Raw genomic sequence first — 18,816 nt, forward strand, 5'->3', positions numbered from 1 at the left:
CGCAGGAGTTGTGCGGCCCGGTCGGCCATGTGCATCCGGGCACCGTCGAGCGTTGACGACCGGGCCGTTGGTCGGGGTGCCGGCCCAGCGTCTTCCCCGTCGAACCGACCACACAATCTGCTCGGCCTCGGACGAAGTGTTCGGCGAATTCACAGCTTGCCGGAGCAAAAAGCCAGTAACTCGCTGTCGCCTTTTCACGGAACGACTCGTCAAATGTGAAGCTGCTAAGAGGCGGGAGGTTCGCCGTATATCAACCCTCCCGATCACGGGTCCGTCTAGTATGGTGCCGTCCTAGGCCCGCACGGGCCATTGCCAGGGTTGGTTCGGGTCGGTTGGTGGTGCAGATCGACGCGGGGCGGGATTCCGCCGACCGGGTCGGAATTCGGTGGTGTCCTGACATGACGCCGGTTGAGCTGGGATGGGATTGAACTGCATGGGAGCACGTGTCACTTCGGTCGCCGTCATCGGTATGGCTTGTCGGCTTCCGGGGGGAATCGACTCTCCTGAACTGTTGTGGCAGGCGCTGCTGCGCGGAGATGACCTGGTCACCGAGATTCCGGCCGACCGCTGGGACGCCGACGAATACTACGACCCCGAGCCGGGGGTGCCCGGTCGGTCGGTATCGAGGTGGGGGGCGTTCCTCGACGACGTCGCGGGTTTCGATTCGGAGTTCTTCGGCATCAGCGAGGTGGAGGCGGCCTCGATCGACCCGCAGCACCGGTTGCTGTTGGAAACCTGCTGGGAAGCCGTCGAGCACGCGGGTCTGAACCCGGCCGCCGTCGCCGGCTCGCTGACCAGCGTGTTCGTCGGATTAACGCATGGCGACTACACATTGCAGCTGGCCGACGCCCGCGCGCTGGACGGCCCGTACGGATACACCGGCAACACCTTCAGCTTCGCCTCCGGTCGGGTCGCCTACGCCATGGGACTGCGCGGTCCGGCGATCACGGTCGACACCGCATGCTCATCGGGCCTGGCGGCCGTGCACATGGCATGCCGCAGCCTGCACGAAGGCGAATGCGACCTGGCCCTGGCGGGGGGCGCATCGGTGATGCTGGATCCGCGGAAGTTCGTGTCGGGCTCCGCGCTGGGCATGGGGTCGCCCACCGGCCGCTGCCACGCATTCGACGTCGCCGCGAACGGGTTTGTGGCCGGCGAGGGCTGCGCGGTGGTGTTGCTCAAGCGGTTGCCGGACGCGATGCGCGACGGCGACCGGGTCCTCGCGGTGGTGCGCGGCACCGCCGCCAACGGGGATGGGCACACCATCAACATCGCCACACCGTCGCGTCCTGCCCAGGTCGCGGCCTATCGGGCCGCGCTGGCCGCAGCCGAAGTCGACGCGCGCACCGTCGGCATGGTGGAGGCGCACGGCCCCGGTACTCCGGTGGGTGACCCTATCGAATATGCCAGCCTGGCCGAGGTTTACGGCATCGACGGCCCGTGCGCGCTCACCTCGGTCAAGACCAACTTCGGGCACACCCAATCGGCTTCCGGAGCGCTGGGTCTGATCAAGGCGGTGCTGGCGCTGCAGCACGGCGCAATCCCGCGTAATCTGCACTTCACCCGGCTCCCCGATGAACTCGCCGCAATCCGGACACATCTATTCGTGCCGCAGGAGACGACGCCGTGGCCCGTCACCGGTCCGCAGCCCCGGCGCGCGGCGGTGTCCTCGTACGGAATGACCGGCACCAACGTGCATGCCATCTTGGAGCAGGCGCCGGCACCGGCCCGGGCATCGCGCAACGGTCAACATGCACCGGGTTTGGCGCCCCCGCTGGTCTTTGCGCTGTCGTCCACCTCAGCCGAGGCGCTCCGGCAGACCGCCCGGCGGCTGGCCGACTGGGTCGAACAGCACGCGGACGACGTGGCGCCGGCGGACCTCGCCTACACGTTGGCGCGCCGGCGCGCACACCGGCCCGTGCGCACGGCGGCGATCGCCGGCGGGCCCGGCGAGTTGATCGAGGGTCTGCGCGCGATCGCCGACGGCGATACCCCGTATCGGCCCGCCGTCGGCAGAGACGACCGCGGTCCGGTGTGGGTGTTTTCCGGGCAAGGCTCGCAGTGGGCGGCAATGGGCGCCGAGCTGCTGGCCCGCGAACCGGTGTTCGCCGCGACCGTGGCGGAACTCGAGCCGTTGATCGCGCGCGAGTCCGGCTTCTCGGTGACCGAGGCGATGACCGCACCGGACACGGTGACCGGCATTGACCGGGTACAGCCGACCATCTTCGCCATGCAGGTCGGGCTGGCCGCCACGATGAGGTCGTACGGGGTTCAGCCGGGCGCAGTCGTCGGGCACTCCCTGGGCGAGGCCGCCGCCGCGGTCGTGGCGGGCGCGTTGTCGCCGCAAGACGGGGCTCGCGTCATCTGTCGGCGATCGCGGCTGATGACCCGCATCGCCGGCGCCGGCGCGATGGCTTCGGTCGAGCTGCCGGCGCTGCAGGTGCATTCGGAACTGATGGCCCGCGGCATCACCGACGTCGTGGTCGCCGTGGTTGCCTCCCCGCACTCCACAGTGATCGGCGGGGCAACCCAGACGGTGCGCGATCTCGTCGCGGAATGGGAGCGCCGCGACGTGATGGCCCGGGAGGTGGCCGTCGACGTGGCCTCGCATTCACCGCAGGTGGATCCCATCCTCGACGAACTGTCCGAGGTGCTGGCGGAGCTGACCCCGATGACGCCGCAGGTGCCCTACTATTCGGCGACCGTGCTGGACCCGCGTCAGCGGCCGGTGTGCGACGCCGGCTACTGGGCAGAAAACCTCCGTCACACCGTGCGGTTCGCCGCGGCGGTGAAGGCCGCGCTGGAAGACGGATATCGTGTGTTCGCCGAGCTGTCACCGCATCCGCTGTTGACCCACGCCGTCGAGCAGACAGCCGCCGGTCTCGACATGTCGGTCGCTGTGTTGGCCGGCATGCGCCGCGAGCAGCCGCTGCCGCACGGGCTGCGCGGTCTGCTGGCCGATCTGCACGCGGCGGGCGCGGCAATCGACTTCGGGGTGCTCTACCCGAGCGGACAGCTGGTGGATGCGCCGCTTCCGGCGTGGACCCATGTGCCGTTGCTCTTGACCGGCGACGGTGCAGACCATGCGGCGGGCGGCGCCTGGACCGTTGTCGGGCATCCGTTACTGGGCGCGCATGTGCAGTTGCCGGAGGAACCGGCACGGCACGCCTGGCAGGTCGACGTGGGCACTACGGCCCACCCGTGGCTCGGCGACCATCAGATCAACAACGTCGCCACTTTCCCCGGCGCCGCCTACTGCGAGATGGCGCTGGCCGCCGCGCGCACGGTGCTCGGCGATGACTCCGAAGTGCGTGACGTCCGCTTCGAGCAGACCCTGCTGCTGGAAGCCAACACGCCGATATCCGCCGTCGCGTCGGCCGCGGCAGCGCCGGGCCTCTTCGACTTCGTGGTGCAGACCTACCGGGACGGCCAACACGATCGCCGGGCCAGTGCCGTCCTGCATCTCGGCGCGGTCGAGGCTCCCCCGCGGCGTGACGTGGCCGCTCTGCTGGCGGCGCACCCGTGCCGTCTGGACGGTGCACAAGTGCGGGAGGGGTTCGCCGGCCTGGGTATCCACTACGGTGCGGCCTTCACCGGGCTCGCCGCAGTGCACACGTCCGAGGACGGTGCGGGCACCGTGCTGGCCGAGGTGGGGTTGCCCGGGCATATCCGCTCCCAGCAAAGCGCCTACGGGATCCACCCGGCGCTGCTGGACGCCTGCTTCCAGTCGGTCGTGGTCCATCCCGATGTGCAGAGCGTGGCCAGCGCCGGTCTGCTGATGCCGCTGGGCGTGGGCCGGCTGCGGCTGCACCACCCAACCCGTGACGCCCGTTACTGCCTCACCCGCGTGACCAGGGCGGAGGCGACCGGGGTCGAGGCCGATCTCGAGGTCCTCGACGAACACGGGACGGTCCTGGTGGCGGTTGCGGGGCTGCACCTGGGCACCGGCTCCGCGCAGACAAACCGTGATCGGGTGCTCAACGAGCGGTTGGTGAGCATGGAATGGCAGCAGCGCGCACTGCCGGAGGTCACCCACCCCCATGCCGGGGCGTGGCTGCTGATCGGTGCCTCGGATGCCGGGGACCCGCTGGCGTCGCAGTTGACCGACGCGTTGAAACTGCACGGCGCGGAGTGCACGACGATCCTCTGGCCGTCGCAGGCGGAGCACCACGGCGGGTCGCTTGACGCCGCCCTGCGGGACGGCCTTCGCGGCGTGGTGGTCGTCATGGGAGGCCCGAACGGCAACGAGGTGCAGCAGTGCGCGCAGCGGGGCCGTGATCATGTGCGACAGTTGCTGCGTATCACCCGGGAGCTGGCCACCGGCGCCCATCAGCCGCCGCGCACCTACGTGGTCACCAGAAACGCCCAAACGGTGCTGCCCGACGACCGCGCCAACCTCGAGCAGGGCGGACTGCGCGGCCTGATGCGGGTGATCGACGCCGAACAGCCGGATCTGCGTCTGACCCAGATCGACGTCGACGAGCACCCGGATGCCGAGCGGATCGCACAACAACTGCTCGGCGGATCCGACGAAGACGAGACCGCCTGGCGCGACGGCCAGTGGTACACCGCGCGCTTGTGCCCGGCACCGCTGCGCCCGGAGGAGCGGCGAACCACCGTCGTGGACCACGAGCGCGACGGTATGCGCCTGCAGATCCGGACGCCCGGTGACCTGCAGACGATGGAGCTCACCGCATTCCGCCGCGTCCCGCCCGGGCCGGGCGAGATCGAGGTCGCGGTGAGCGCATCGAGCATCAACTTCGCCGATGTGCTGATCGCTTTCGGTCGATACCCCGGCTTCGACGGGCGGCTGCCGCAGTTGGGCACCGACTTCGCCGGCGTGGTGACCGCGGTCGGATCCGGCGTGACAGATCATCGGGTCGGCGACCATGTCGGCGGGATATCGCCCAACGGTTGCTGGGGCACGTTCGTCATTTGCGACGCTCGGCTCGCCGTGCAGCTCCCGCCCGGTCTCACCGACCACGATGCGGCTGCGGTGTCGACGGCGTATGCCACCGCGTGGCATGGCCTGCAGGACCTGGCCAGGATCAAAGCCGGCGACCGGGTCCTGATCCACTCGGCGACCGGTGGCGTCGGACAGGCGGCCCTGGCGATAGCGCGTGCCGCCGGAGCGGAGATTTTCGCCACGGCCGGCAGCCCGCAACGCCGGAAACTGCTGCGCGAGATGGGTATCGACCACGTTTACGATTCGCGCAGCACGGAGTTCGCCGAACAGATCCGCCGCGACACCGACGGCTACGGGGTCGACATCGTGCTGAACTCCCTACCCGGGGCCGCGCAGCGCGCCGGACTGGAGCTGCTGTCGTGGGGTGGTCGGTTTATCGAGATCGGCAAGCGCGACATCTACGGCGATACTAAGCTGGGGCTGTTTCCGTTCCGTCGCAACCTCGCCTTCTACGGCGTCGACGTGGGCTTGCTGGGCTTCAGTGACCCCGTCCGGATCCGAGATCTGCTGAACACCGTGTACCGGCTCACCGCCGACGGTGCGCTCCCGCTGCCGGAGACCACCCACTATCCCTTGACCGAGGCGGCCACCGCGATCCGGCTGATGAGTGCCGCCCAGCACACCGGCAAGCTGGTGCTCGACGTTGCGCGCACCGGCCGCTCCAGGGTGGTGGTGCCGCCCCAGCAGGTGCAGGTCTTTCGCCGGGACGGGTCCTACATCGTCACCGGCGGCCTGCGCGGCCTGGGGTTGTTCCTCGCCGAGAAGATGGCCGCGGCCGGGTGTGGTCGGATCGTGCTGAACTCCCGCTCCGCCCCCGACGTGCCCACGCAGGAGGCTATCGAGCGCCTGCGCGCAGCCGGAGCCGACGTCGTGGCCGAGTGCGGCGACATCGCCGAACCCCGGACGGCGGAGCGCCTGGTGTCCGCGGCAACCGCCACCGGCCTGCCGGTGCGCGGTGTCCTGCATGCGGCGGCGGTGGTCGATGACGCGACCCTCGCCAACATCACCGACGACCTGCTGGAGCGCAACTGGGCTCCCAAGGTCTACGGAGCCTGGAACGTGCACCAGGCCACGGTCGGACAGCCGCTGGACTGGTTCTGCTCATTCTCGTCGCCGGCGGCCCTGCTGGGCTCCCCGGGCCAGGGTGCCTACGCGGCGGCCAGCAGCTGGCTGGACGCCTTCACCCATTGGCGACGCGCCCACGGCCTACCGGCCACCGCGATCGCCTGGGGCGCCTGGGCCGAGGTCGGCCGCGCCACCGCGCTGGCGGGAACCACCTACGGGGCCATCGCTCCCGACGATGGCGCCTACGCGTTCGAGTCATTGTTGCGCCACGACCGCGCCTACAGCACCTACGCGCCGATCATGGGGACCCCATGGCTGACGGCGCTCGCGCAGCGCAGCCGTTTTGCGGAGTTGTTCAAATCGGCCGCTCGAGGGCCGATGGACACCAGCCACTTCCGTGCCGAACTGGCCGAGCTGCCCCGAGACGAATGGCCCGCCCGGCTCCGCCGGCTGATCGGTGATCACATCAGCCTGATTCTGCGGCGCAGCATCGATCCGGACCGTCCGCTGGCGGAGTACGGACTCGACTCGCTGGGCAACCTCGAACTGCGTACCCGTATCGAGACCGAAACCGGTATGCGCATCAATCCGACGGATATCACCACCGTGCGCGCGGTGGCCGAACACCTCTGCGAAAGGTTGGCCGCTCAGGAAGCTGTAGCGACATCGTAGTCGCCGGGTCTGCCCAACGGCGTCCACCGAACCGCCGCCGTCCACATCGAGGAGGAAACGTTGCGCGTAGGACGAATGACGATCGGCTCGATTGATGAATGGACGCCGAGTCCCGGTTCAGTGATCTCGTGGTGTCCCACGCCTGCGGCCCGGGAAAAAGCGCGACAAGCGCCGGTGAGTTCCGTGCCAGTCAGCTACATGCAAGCCCAGCATCTTCGTGGTTATTACGAACAGACCGCCGCGGGGCTGGATTATTCGCGGCTGCTCATCGTGACCTGCGAAGTTCCCGGGCAATGCGATATCCGTGTCATGAATTACGTTCTCAACGCACACCTGCGCCGCCATGACACCTACCGGAGTTGGTTCGAGTACAAGGGTGCCGGCGACATCGTCCGACACACCATGACCGATCCTGCTGATATTGAATTCGTGCCAATCGAGCACGGCGAGATGACACGGACCGAATTACAAGACCACATATTAGCCACGCCGAATCCGCTGCAGTGGGGCTGCTTCATCTTCGGAATTATTCAAAGCGCGCACCATTTCACATTCTACGCCAGTATTGATCACGTCCACGTCGACGCCATGCTGGTTGGTGTGACGTTGTTGGAATTCTATTTGATGTACACGGCGCTGGTCGGAGGCGATGGGCCCCTGGCGCTTCCCGATGCCGGCAGCTATGACGATCACTGCATCGCGCAACGTGCGCGGACGTCGGCGCTGACGCTAGAGTCGCCGCAGGTCCGCGCGTGGATAGACTTCGCAGAGAGAAACAACGGAGGGCTCCCGGAATTCCCGCTGCCACTCGGCGACCCGTCGGTGCCCTCGACCAGCGATATCGTCACAGTCACGCTGATGGATGCGGAGCAGACGGCGCGATTCGAATCCGCCTGCATCGCCGCCGGCGCCCGTTTCATCGGTGGCGTTTTCGCATGCGCCGCGCTCACGGAGCACGAGTTGACCGGTGCCGAATCCTATTACGGACTGACGCCAATTGATACACGCAGCACCCCGACAGATCTCGTCACACAAGGTTGGTTTACCGGCTTGGTTCCGATCACCGTGCCGATCGCTGCAGCGTCTTTTGAAGACGCTTCGCGTGCTGCGCAACTTTCCTTCGATTCGGGTTTGGACTTGGCTAATGTGCCGTATTATCGGGTATTGGAGCTGGCGCCCTGGTTGAGCTGGCCCCGGCCTAATTTCCCGGTACTGAATTTCCTCGATGCAGGTGCCCCGCCACTGAATGCCTTGCTGACCGCGCAATTAGATGATGTGAATAATATCGGTCTTTATGGTGACGGCAGATATTCATATCAGTTCTGCTTGTATGTATTCCGGGACGAGAACGGAACCGCATTGACGGTGATGTTCCCGGACAACCCGATCGCCCGGGAATCAGTTCTCCGGTATTCGGCAGCGATGCAGTCGGTGTGTGCGCGCGTCGCCGATGGCAGACACTGGCGCAGTGTCGCCTGACCATGGACAACGTCGCGCGCAAGCCTCGGTCTTCAGGCCGAGGACAAGCGCGTCTGGGTTTGTCGGCGACGTCTGCTGTCGTGTCGGCCACGACTGAATTCCCGGGGAGGCTACCACGGTCACGATGTCGACCGGAGTCGGGAAAGTCGGCAGTGAGGCCGTCGGCATTGCGGGTGTCGGCGCTGTGGAAACACAGCCAGCCGGGCAGCCGCTGCCAGAATTCTCCGGCTTTAGCCGTGCGGAGGACTTCACGTCTGCGCGAACACACGTATCGTCGGCGACCGACCGGGCCGGCGCGAGGTGAGGTGAGTGTGCCGTGCGACGGCTAGCCGAGGTGGTGGTGCGGTGGCCGTGGGTCGTGATCGGGTTCTGGGTGGCGCTGGCGGCGGTGCTGTCGCTGACGGTCCCCTCCCTGGACGAGATGTCCCGCAGACATCCGGTTGCGATCCTGCCGGCGGATGCCCCGTCGGCCGTCGCCACCCGACAGATGGCCGAGGCGTTTCACGAATCGGGCTCCGACAACGTCCTGCTGGTGCTGCTGACCGACGAGAAAGGGCTGGGACCCGACGACGAGGCCACCTATCGCAAGCTGGTGGACGCGTTGCGCGGGGACGCCTCCGACGTCGTGATGCTGCGGGACTTCCTCACCGCGCCGCCGTTGCAGCAGGCTTTGACCAGTAAAGACAACACATCCTGGATTGTTCCGGTCGGCCTTGCCGGCGAATTGGGCACGCCCACGTCCTACGGCGCCTACACCCGGGTCGCCGACCTTGTCAGGCACACCGTGGCCGGCTCGGCGCTGACGGCACACCTGACCGGACCCGCGGCCACCGTCGCTGATCTGACGAAAGCGGGGGAGCAGGATCGGCTTCCGATCGAACTCGCGATCGTGGTGCTGGTTTTGGCGGTCCTGCTGGTGATTTACCGCAACCCGGTCGCCATGCTGCTGCCGCTGATGACGATCGGGATATCCGTGGTGACCGCACAGGCCGTGGTGGCCGGCTTTTCCCACCTGAGCGGCCTGGGCGTGTCGAACCAGGCGATCATATTCCTGGGTGCGATGGTCACCGGCGCCGGCACGGATTACGCCGTCTTCGTCGTCAGCCGCTACCACGATTATGTGCGCCTGGGCGCGGATTGCGATGAGGCGGTCACACGGTCGTTGATCTCCGTCGGCAAGGTCATCGCCGCCTCGGCCGCCACCGTGGGAATCACCTTCCTCGGAATGAGTTTCGCCCGGCTCGGGGTGTTTAAAACCGTTGGCGCGGCATCGGCCATCGGCATCGGTGTGGCGTTTCTTGCCGCGGTGACATTCCTGCCGGCCGTCCTGGTGCTCGCCGGGCCGCGTGGCTGGATCCGGCCGCGACGCGAACTGACTGCCCGGGCATGGCGGCGCTCGGGGGTACGTATTGTGCGCCGACCCAGGGTTCATCTGGCTGCCAGTGTGGCGGTGCTGGTCCTGTTGGCCGGCTGCGCGGGGTTGGCTCGCTACAACTACGACGATCGCAAGGCGTTGCCGTCCGCTGCCGAGAGCTCGCGCGGGTACGCTGCGCTGGATCGGCACTTTCCGGTCAACCAGTCCATTCCCGAGTACCTCGTCGTCCACTCAGCGCACGACTTGCGCACACCGGCTGCTCTGGCAGACCTGGAGCAAATGGCCGCCCGGGTGAGCCAGCTGCCCGATATCGCTGTGGTCAGTGGCATCACACGGCCCACGGGAGCGGTGCCCGAACAGCTGCGGGCCACCTATCAGGCGGGCACGATCGGCGGCCGGCTCGGCGGCGCCTCGACCGTCATCAGCGACGACAGCGACGACCTCGACCGGCTGGCCGACGGGGCCAACACCCTGGCCGACAACCTGGTCGAGGTGCGCGGCCAGGTCAACCAGGCCGTCTACAGCGTTCGCGATCTCGTCGAGGTTCTCACCGCTTTGCAGACCCAATTCGGCGGGGAGAAGATGATCAGGGAAATCGATATCGCCGCCAAGCTGGTCACCGCCGTGCGCGACTTCGGCAACGCCATCGGGGTGAACTTCGCCGCGGTCAGGGACCTCTTCGCCTGGATCGGCCCGGTGCTGACCGCACTCGATGCCAGCCCGATCTGCGATGCCGACGTCGACTGCAGCACCAGCCGCAGTCACCTCGCCCGGCTGGTCAATGCCCGCAGCGACGGCACTCTCGACGAAATCACCGAGCTGGCTCGCCAGCTGCAGTCGATCAACGACGGGCAGACGCTCAAGGCCACGGTGAACCATTTGCGCGGTGCGCTCGCGCGCGCCGGCAAAGCCCTGCACGTGATGGGACTGGACCAACCCGGTGGCCTGCAGGCGAACCTGAACACCGCGCAGCACGGCGCTGATCGGCTCGCCGTCGGGAGCAGACAAGTCGCCGACGCGGTAGAAGAACTGGTGGGCAGGGTCAAACAGATGGGCGCCGGGCTCGGCGAGGCGTCGGCGTTCCTGATGGCGATGAAACACGACGCGGCCACTCCGGCGATGGCAGGGTTCAATATCCCGCACCAGGTGCTGCGGATGCAGGAATTCAAAGAGGCAGCGCAGACGTTCATTTCGCCGGACGGGCACTCGGTGCGCTACGTGATACAGACCAACCTCAATCCGTTTGGCGCCGAAGCTATGGACCAGGTGACTGCCATCGCTGACACCGCGCGGGGTGCCCAACCGAATACCACGTTGGCGGACGCTTCCATCGGGTTGTCGGGATATCCGGTCACGCTGCGCGACACCCGGGCCTGTTATCAGCACGACATCCGGTTCATCGTCGTCGTAACCCTCGTCGTCGTTGTGCTGATCTTGATGGCGCTGCTGCGTGCGGTCGTTGCACCGCTGTACCTTGTTGGTTCGGTGGTCCTTTCCTACTTGTCGGCGATCGGTATCGGTGTCGTGGTTTTTCAGTATCTTCTTGGTCAGCAGTTGCATTGGAGCGTACCCGGCCTGGCCTTCGTGGTGCTGGTCGCTGTGGGAGCCGACTACAACATGCTTTTCGTCTCCCGGATGCGTGACGAGTCCCCGAATGGCATGCGGTACGGTGTCATTCGCACCCTGGGTTCGACCGGCGGTGTGATCACCGCGGCCGGTCTGATCTTCGCCGCTTCGATGTTCGGTCTGCTGTTCTCGAGCATCGGCACAGCGGTTCAGGCCGGCTTCGTCATCGGAGTGGGCATCCTGCTGGACACCTTTGTGGTGCGCACCGTCACGGTGCCGGCGATGGCTGCGCTGATCGGGCGGGCGAACTGGTGGCCGTCGCGGCCCGGACGGGCGCAGTAGAACCGGAGCCGCCGCGTTCCGTCAGCGCGGTGGAGCAAGTCGGTCGATGATCTGCGAGACAATGTCGCCGACGGTGACTTTGTCGGGTCGTCCCAGAAGTACATTCGGATCCATACCTGTCTTCGAATCTACTTCGACCGGAGCAGTCGACGGGTCGTCGTCGCGTGAATATCCCGCATCCACCACCGGTTTGAGCGTCGCATCAAGCCGATCCAGCACGTCTTCGGGCACGCCGACGTACTGCAGGGGCAGTATCAGCGGAAGGTGTTTCGCGGGAACGAGATAAGTCGTCGTCGTCGCGCCCTTGGAGTTGGTGGTCGTCCTGATGTTCTGCGGTGGCAAGGTATCTGGATTGCCGAACGCCGCCGGGGTATGGACAATCGCCACCCCCATGATCGCGTTGAGGATCGCCAGCGGGTTGTCCCATCTGTCCGGGAAGTCTGCGACACCGTCGTAGGCGGCGACGACTACTTTGGTGTCGTATTGGCTTTCCCGCGGAGGCGGTATGGTGTAGTCGATCATCGGAACGAAGGTGCCGGTGGGAAACATCGTGGTCAGGAAGCTCTGACCGAACGCGTGACGCGCCACCGGGGAACCAAAAATGCCGAATGACAACTGGTCCGGCGGAGGTGCGGACGGGTCGTCAGCCAGGCGCCCCTGCTCGGCGTCGGCCACGAGTGCACCCTCGGACAAGCCGATCACATTCCGGGGGCTGCGGTGGATCGCCGCATCGAGGTTGTCGGTTCCGGCCGCGACCGAGTCGCCGACGCTGTCGGTGTCCAGGCCCGGCAACACGTCGTGCAGCAACCGGCCCTGCATCATCCCGGCGGGATAGTCGATGACTTCCCGTTTGGCGGCGGGGAAATAGTGTGCGCCGGCGCGTACCGTGTAGTCGTACCAGGGCACCCCGGGGACTTTCGCGCCGCCCACGTTGTAGGTGGTGTCGTCGGCAGCGGCGATGCCGCCGCCGAAAGATCCTGCGATGCCCACGACTCCCAGCGCGACGACTCCCGCGAATAGTTGCCTCATCACTCTCCCGAACCGGCCGCGTGTGGTAGGTGTCCCTGGTGTCGCATCGATCGCTTGTCCACGAAGCATAGTCAGCGGGCGGCACTTCGTGGGGCAGCGGTCAGGCTTTGCGCTAATGTTCGACACACCGGGCCGGAAACGTGGTCGCAAGCGCAACACCAGGCACACTGGTAACAACAACGATGCCGGGAAGGTGTAGCCGTGTACCGAGTCTTTGAAGCGCTGGACGAATTGGCTGCCATTGTCGAAGAAGCCCGCGGTGTGCCGATGACCGCCGGCTGCGTGGTGCCGCGCGGCGACGTGCTGGAGCTGATCGACGACATCAAGGACGCGATCCCCACCGAGCTGGACGACGCCCAGGATGTGCTCGACGCGCGCGATTCGCTGCTGCACGACGCCAAGGAGCACGCGGACTCGATGGTGTCCTCGGCCACCACCGAGGCAGAGTCGACACTCAACCATGCCCGCGCGGAAGCGGATCGGCTGTTGTCCGACGCCAAGGCGCAGGCGGACCGCATGGTGGCCGAGGCGCGCCAGCACAGCGAGCGGATGGTGCACGAGGCCCGTGAGGAGGCGATGCGCATCGCGGCCGCGGCCAAGCGCGAATACGAAGCCGCCACCAGCCGCGCCAAGACCGAGTGTGACCGGCTGGTGGAAAACGGCAACATCTCCTACGAGAAGGCCGTGCAAGAGGGCATCAAAGAGCAACAGCGGCTGGTGTCGCAGACCGAGGTGGTGGCCACGGCCAACGCCGAGGCCACCCGGCTCATCGACGCCGCGCACGCCGAAGCCGACCGCCTGCGCGGCGAATGCGACGTCTACGTCGACACCAAGCTGGCCGAGTTCGAGGAGTTCCTCAACAGCACACTGCGCTCGGTCAACCGGGGCCGACACCAACTGCGGACCGCAGCGGGTGTGCACGACTACGTGCAACGCTGATCGCCCGCGGCCGGCGGCCGTAGAATCGGCGGCATGGCCAGGCAACACAGCCCGACCCCGCCGCGGCACCCCGCTTCTCCGCTCGCGATCAACATCGCGCGGCTGGGCCGACGTCCGGGGGCCATGCTGTGCCTGCGTCAGAGGGTGTCCAGCCCCGCGCGCATCGGATTGGACCTGATCGCGATCGAGCCCGGCGCCCCGATCGAGCTGGATCTGCGAGTCGAGTCGGTGTCCGAGGGCGTCCTGGTCACGGGCACGCTGAAGGCTCCCACCACCGGCGAGTGCGCCCGATGCCTGACGATGGTGAACTCGTACGTGCAGGTCAGCCTGACCGAATTGTTCGCCTACCCGGACACGGCCACCGACATGACCACCGGGCACGACGAGATCGGCCGGGTCGTCAATGGGGTCGTCGATCTCGAGCAGCCGATCATCGATGCCGTGGGGCTGGAGCTGCCGCTGTCGCCGGTGTGCCGGGCGGACTGCCCCGGGCTGTGCCCGGATTGCGGGGTGCCGCTGGCCGCGGAGCCCGGTCATCACCACGACCTGATCGATCCGCGGTGGGCCAAGCTGGCCGCGATGGTGCCCCGCGGCCGGGCCGCATCGCAGCGATGAGCAGCCTGCTCGAGGCGCTCGGGCTGGAACTGCCCGGCGAGTTGTTGACCCTGGCGCTGACCCACCGCAGCTACGCTTACGAGCACGGCGGGTTGCCCACCAACGAGCGCTTGGAGTTTCTCGGTGACGCCGTCCTGGGCCTGACCATCACCGACGAGCTGTTCCGTCGCCATCCGGACCGCTCGGAGGGGGAGTTGGCCAAGCTGCGGGCCAGCGTGGTCAACACCCAGGCGCTGGCCGACGTCGCGCGCGGCCTGACCGACGAGGGCCTGGGTGCGCACCTGTTGCTGGGGCGCGGCGAGATCGCCACCGGCGGCGCGGACAAATCCAGCATCCTGGCCGACGGCATGGAATCCCTGCTGGGCGCGATCTACCTGGAACACGGTATCGACATCGCCCGCAAGGTGATCCTGCGGCTGTTCGGTCCGCTGCTGGACGCCGCGCCCACTCTGGGCGCCGGCCTGGACTGGAAGACCAGCCTGCAGGAACTGACCGCGGCCCGGGGCCTGGGCCCGCCGTCATATCAGGTCACCGCCACCGGCCCCGACCACGACAAGGAGTTCACCGCCGTCGTGATGGTGATGGACACCGAGTACGGCTCCGGGGTGGGGCGATCCAAAAAGGAAGCCGAGCAGAAGGCCGCCGCAGCTGCCTGGAACTCGCTCGAGCGCGCCTGACATCCATGCCCGAACTGCCTGAGGTCGAGGTGGTGCGGCGCGGACTGCAAGCCCAGGTGGTGGGTCGGACCATCACCGCGGTCCGCGTGCATCATCCGCGCGCGGTGCGCCGCCACCAGGCCGGCCCGGCCGACCTGACGGCGCGGCTGCTCGGCGCCCGGATCACCGACTCGGGCCGGCGCGGAAAATATCTGTGGCTCACGCTGGACGAGGGGGACCGCGCGCTGGTGGTCCACCTGGGCATGAGCGGACAGATGCTGCTCGGGGCGGTGCCGGACACCGGCCACCTGCGGGTCGCCGCGTTTTTCGACGACGGGACGACGCTGAGCTTCGTCGACCAGCGGACCTTCGGGGGCTGGCTGCTGGCCGAGCTGGTGGTCGTCGACGGCAGCACCGTGCCCGCGCCGGTCGCGCATCTGGCTCGGGATCCGCTCGATCCCGCGTTCGACGCGGATGCGGTGGTCGACGTGTTGCGGGGCAAGCAGTCCGAGATCAAGCGCCAGCTGCTCGACCAGACCGTCGTGTCCGGCATCGGCAACATCTACGCCGACGAGGCGTTGTGGCGGGCCAAGGTCAACGGGGCGCGCCGTGCCAACGCATTGACCCGCCGGCAGGTGACGGCGGTCCTGGATGCGGCCGCCGAGGTGATGCGCGCCGCGTTAAAGCAGGGTGGCACCTCCTTCGATGCGCTGTATGTCAACGTCAACGGCCAGTCCGGCTACTTCGACCGGTCGCTGGAGGCCTACGGGCGCGCCGGTAAACCCTGCCGGCGTTGCGGGGCGGTGATCCGCCGGGAGAAGTTCATGAACCGCTCGTCGTTCTACTGCCCGCGCTGCCAGCCCCGGCCACGCGCACGTTCGCGACGCGACGCGACCCGGTAAAACCCGTTAGAACCCGGTAGAAAAGGACTCATGACGCAACTGTGGGTGCAGCGCACCGGGGTTCGCCGCTACAGCGGGCACAGCTCGCGCGGCGCGCAGGTTCTCGTCGGACCCGAGGACGTCGAGGGCGTGTTCACCCCCGGGGAGCTGCTCAAGATCGCGCTCGCGGCATGCAGCGCCATGGCCACCGACCATCCGCTGGCCCGTCGGCTCGGTGCGGACTACCCCGCGACGGTCCGGGTCGGCGGCAACGCCGACCGCGAACAGCAGCGCTATCCGCTGCTGGAGGCGACCTTGGTGCTCGACCTGTCGGAGTTGACCGACCGGGAAGCCGAGCAGCTGCGGATCGTCGCCGAGCGCGCCGTCGACCGGGGCTGCACTGTCGGGCGCACGCTGAAGTCAGGGACCACGGTGACCTTCGAGGTCGTCGATGGCCGAACCTGACGTCCGGCTCACCGCCTGGGTGCACGGCCGGGTGCAGGGCGTCGGATTCCGGTGGTGGACCCGCTCGCGCGCGCTGGAGCTCGGACTCACCGGCTATGCCGCCAACAGCCGTGACGGCCGGGTGCAGGTGGTCGCGCAGGGACCCCGCGCCCAATGCGAGCGGCTGCTGAGCCTGCTGCGGGGTGGTAACACGCCGGGCCAGGTCGACAAGGTCGTCGCTGATTGGTCGCCGCGCGGCGAACCGATCTCCGGCTTCACCGAGCGGTAGTCTCACACGTGGTGTACCTCAAGAGCCTGACGCTGAAGGGCTTCAAGTCCTTCGCCGCGCCGACGACTCTGCGTTTCGAACCGGGCATCACCGCCGTGGTCGGCCCCAACGGCTCGGGTAAATCCAATGTGGTCGACGCCCTGGCCTGGGTGCTGGGCGAACAGGGCGCCAAAACGCTGCGCGGCGCCAAGATGGAAGACGTCATCTTTGCCGGCACCTCGTCACGGGCCCCGCTGGGCCGCGCCGAAGTCACCGTCACCATCGACAACTCCGACAACGCGCTGCCGATTGAGTACACCGAGGTATCGATCACCCGCCGGATGTTCCGCGACGGTGCCAGCGAATACGAGATCAACGGCAGCGGTTGCCGTTTGATGGACATCCAGGAGCTGCTCAGCGACTCCGGCATCGGTCGCGAGATGCATGTGATCGTCGGGCAGGGAAAGCTCAATGAGATCCTGGAGTCGCGGCCGGAGGATCGCCGGGCGTTCATCGAGGAAGCGGCCGGCGTGCTCAAGCACCGCAGGCGCAAGGAAAAGGCGGTCCGCAAGCTGGAGGCGATGTCGGCGAATCTGGCCCGGCTCACCGACTTGACCAGCGAGCTGCGCCGCCAGCTCAAACCGCTGGGCCGCCAGGCCGAAGTGGCCCGGCGCGCTCAGACCATCCAGGCAGACCTGCGGGATGCCCGGCTGCGGTTGGCCGCCGACGACCTGGTCGCTCGGCGGGCTGAGCTGCACGGCACCGCCGAGGCCGAGGCGGCGTTGCGCCGCGACCACGACGCGGCCGCCGCCCGGCTGGCGACGGCCTCTGACGAGCTGGCCGCCCACGAGGCCGCGTTGACCCGGTTGTCCGAGCGCACCGAGTCTGCGCAGCAGAGCTGGTTCCGGTTGTCGGCGCTGGCCGAACGGGTGGACGCCACCGTGCGCATCGCACGTGAGCGGGCCCAGCACCTGGAGGTCGAGCCGGCCCTGACCGGTGGACCCGACCCCGACGCGCTGGAGGCCGAAGCCCGAGAGGTCGAGGCCGCCGAACGGCAGCTGCTGGCCGAGCTGGCTGCCGCCCGGGTCAGGCTCGACGCTGCGCGGGCCGAGCTGGCCGAGCGGGAGCGCAGTGCCGCCGAGGCTGAGCAAGTGCACCTGGCCGCGGTGCGGGCGGAGGCCGACCGGCGTGAGGGCCTGGCCCGGCTGGCCGGCCAGGTGGAGACCATGCGTGCGCGGGTCGGGTCGACCGATGACGCGGTGGCCGAGCTCTCCGAACGCATCGAGGAAGCCGCTGCCCGAGCTGAGGCGGCGCGGGCCGAATTCGAAACCCTGCAGGGCCGGGTCGGCGAACTCGATCAGGGCGAGGTCGGCCTCGACGAGCACCACGAACGGATGGTGGCGGCGTTGCGGCTGGCCGACGAGCGGGTCGCCGAGTTACAGTCCGCCGAACGCGGTGCCGAACGGGAGGTGGCGTCGCTACGGGCCCGTATCGACGCCCTGTCGACGGCGCTCGAACGCAAGGACGGTGCCGCATGGCTGACCGAAAATCTCAGTGGCCAAGGGATTTTCGGGCCTGTAGCCAAGTTGATCAAGGTGCGGACCGGCTACGAGGGCGCGCTGGCCGCGGTGCTGGGCGCGGCCGCCGATGCGGTCGCTGCGGAGAGTTTCGGTGCCGCCCGCTCCGCGGTGGCTGCCCTCAAACACGCCGACGGCGGCCGCGCGGCGATCGTGCTCGGCGACTGGCCCGCCGCAGCGGACTCCGCGCAGCCGCCGCCCGGCGGGTTGCCCGACGGTGCCCGGTGGGCTCTCGATGTGGTGGAAGCGCCGCCGCGGCTGCGCGGTGCGATGACCGCAATGCTCTCCGGCGTCGTGGTGGTCGCCGATTTGACGATCGCGCTCGACCTGGTGGCCGCCAGCCCGTGGCTGCGCGCGGTCACCCTCGACGGCGATCTGGTCGGTGCCGGCTGGGTGAGTGGCGGCTCCGACCGCAAACCCTCCACACTGGAGATCACCAGCGAGATCGACAAGGCTCGCGCCGAACTGGCCGCCGCCGAGGCGTCGGCCGCCGCGCTCGGCGCAGCCCTGTCGGGGGCGCTGAGGGAGCAGGTCGCCCGACAGGACGCCGCCGAGCAGGCGCTGGCCGCACTCAACGAATCCGACGCCGCGATCTCGGCGAGCTATGAGCAGCTGGGGCGACTGGCTCAGGACGCCCGCGCTGCGGAGGAGGAGTGGCGGCGGCTGCTGCGTCAGCGCGAGGAGTTGGAGACCGGCCGGGCGCAGACCCTTGAGGAACTCAGCGAGCTGGAGACCCGGTTGCGCAACGCCGAGCAGACCCAGCCCGCCGACGCGCAACCCGGCCATCTCCGGGCCCGACAGCAGATCGCCGCCGCTGTCGAGGCCGCCCGCAGCGCCGAGGTCGAAGCCCGGCTGGCGGTACGCACCGCCGAGGAGCGCGCCAACGCGGTGCGCGGGCGGGCCGATTCGCTGCGCCGCGCCGCCACCGCCGAACGGGCGGCG

The 18,816-nt window shown here is 68.1% G+C and carries 11 protein-coding genes; 10 read left to right on the forward strand and 1 reads right to left on the reverse strand.

From position 1 onward, the window contains the following. Positions 1-418 precede the first annotated feature (418 nt). From pks2 to F6Q13_RS05580, 3 genes are all read left to right on the forward strand, one after another. Positions 419-6,703, forward strand: a complete 6,285-nt coding sequence (gene pks2, locus F6Q13_RS05570) for a sulfolipid-1 biosynthesis phthioceranic/hydroxyphthioceranic acid synthase (RefSeq protein ID WP_293053461.1) — start codon at positions 419-421, stop codon at positions 6,701-6,703. A 60-nt stretch (positions 6,704-6,763) separates the two neighbouring features. Further along, the gene (locus tag F6Q13_RS05575) at positions 6,764-8,182 is read left to right on the forward strand and encodes a condensation domain-containing protein (RefSeq protein WP_293053464.1); all 1,419 of its coding nucleotides are present in this window, start codon (positions 6,764-6,766) and stop codon (positions 8,180-8,182) included. A gap of 316 nt (positions 8,183-8,498) precedes the next feature. Then, entirely contained in the window at positions 8,499-11,465 is a 2,967-nt protein-coding gene (locus F6Q13_RS05580) for an RND family transporter (RefSeq protein WP_293053467.1), read from the forward strand. 21 nt (positions 11,466-11,486) lie between these two features. Here F6Q13_RS05580 and F6Q13_RS05585 read toward each other — a convergent pair whose 3' ends face one another. After that, positions 11,487-12,494: a PE-PPE domain-containing protein gene (locus F6Q13_RS05585; RefSeq protein ID WP_293053470.1), complete on the reverse strand. Its 1,008-nt coding sequence runs from the start codon at positions 12,492-12,494 to the stop codon at positions 11,487-11,489. A gap of 201 nt (positions 12,495-12,695) precedes the next feature. On the opposite strand from F6Q13_RS05585, the gene sepIVA reads away from it, so the two are divergent. The 7 genes from sepIVA to smc form a co-directional block, all read left to right on the forward strand. After that, positions 12,696-13,433 (forward strand): cell division protein SepIVA, encoded by a 738-nt coding sequence (gene sepIVA, locus F6Q13_RS05590; protein WP_293053473.1) that lies wholly within the window; start codon positions 12,696-12,698, stop codon positions 13,431-13,433. A gap of 33 nt (positions 13,434-13,466) precedes the next feature. Then, on the forward strand, positions 13,467-14,048 hold the full coding sequence (locus tag F6Q13_RS05595) for a DUF177 domain-containing protein (protein ID WP_293053476.1): 582 nt from the start codon (positions 13,467-13,469) through the stop codon (positions 14,046-14,048). Further along, entirely contained in the window at positions 14,045-14,725 is a 681-nt protein-coding gene (gene rnc, locus F6Q13_RS05600) for a ribonuclease III (RefSeq protein WP_293053479.1), read from the forward strand. The genes F6Q13_RS05595 and rnc overlap by 4 nt, the downstream gene beginning before the upstream one ends. A 5-nt stretch (positions 14,726-14,730) precedes the next feature. Next, a complete protein-coding gene (gene mutM, locus F6Q13_RS05605; RefSeq protein ID WP_293053482.1) occupies positions 14,731-15,606 on the forward strand; it encodes a DNA-formamidopyrimidine glycosylase in 876 nt (291 codons plus the stop codon). 30 nt (positions 15,607-15,636) lie between these two features. Further along, positions 15,637-16,050 (forward strand): OsmC family protein, encoded by a 414-nt coding sequence (locus F6Q13_RS05610; protein ID WP_293053485.1) that lies wholly within the window; start codon positions 15,637-15,639, stop codon positions 16,048-16,050. After that, positions 16,037-16,318 (forward strand): acylphosphatase, encoded by a 282-nt coding sequence (locus tag F6Q13_RS05615; RefSeq protein WP_293053488.1) that lies wholly within the window; start codon positions 16,037-16,039, stop codon positions 16,316-16,318. The genes F6Q13_RS05610 and F6Q13_RS05615 overlap by 14 nt, the downstream gene beginning before the upstream one ends. Positions 16,319-16,329: 11 nt before the next feature. Continuing rightward, the coding region (gene smc, locus F6Q13_RS05620; protein WP_293053491.1) for a chromosome segregation protein SMC at positions 16,330-18,816 on the forward strand (2,487 nt) is incomplete at its 3' end.

The sequence above is a fragment of the Mycobacterium sp. genome (genome assembly GCF_008709575.1).
In the GTDB taxonomy this organism is placed as follows: Bacteria; Actinomycetota; Actinomycetes; order Mycobacteriales; family Mycobacteriaceae; genus Mycobacterium.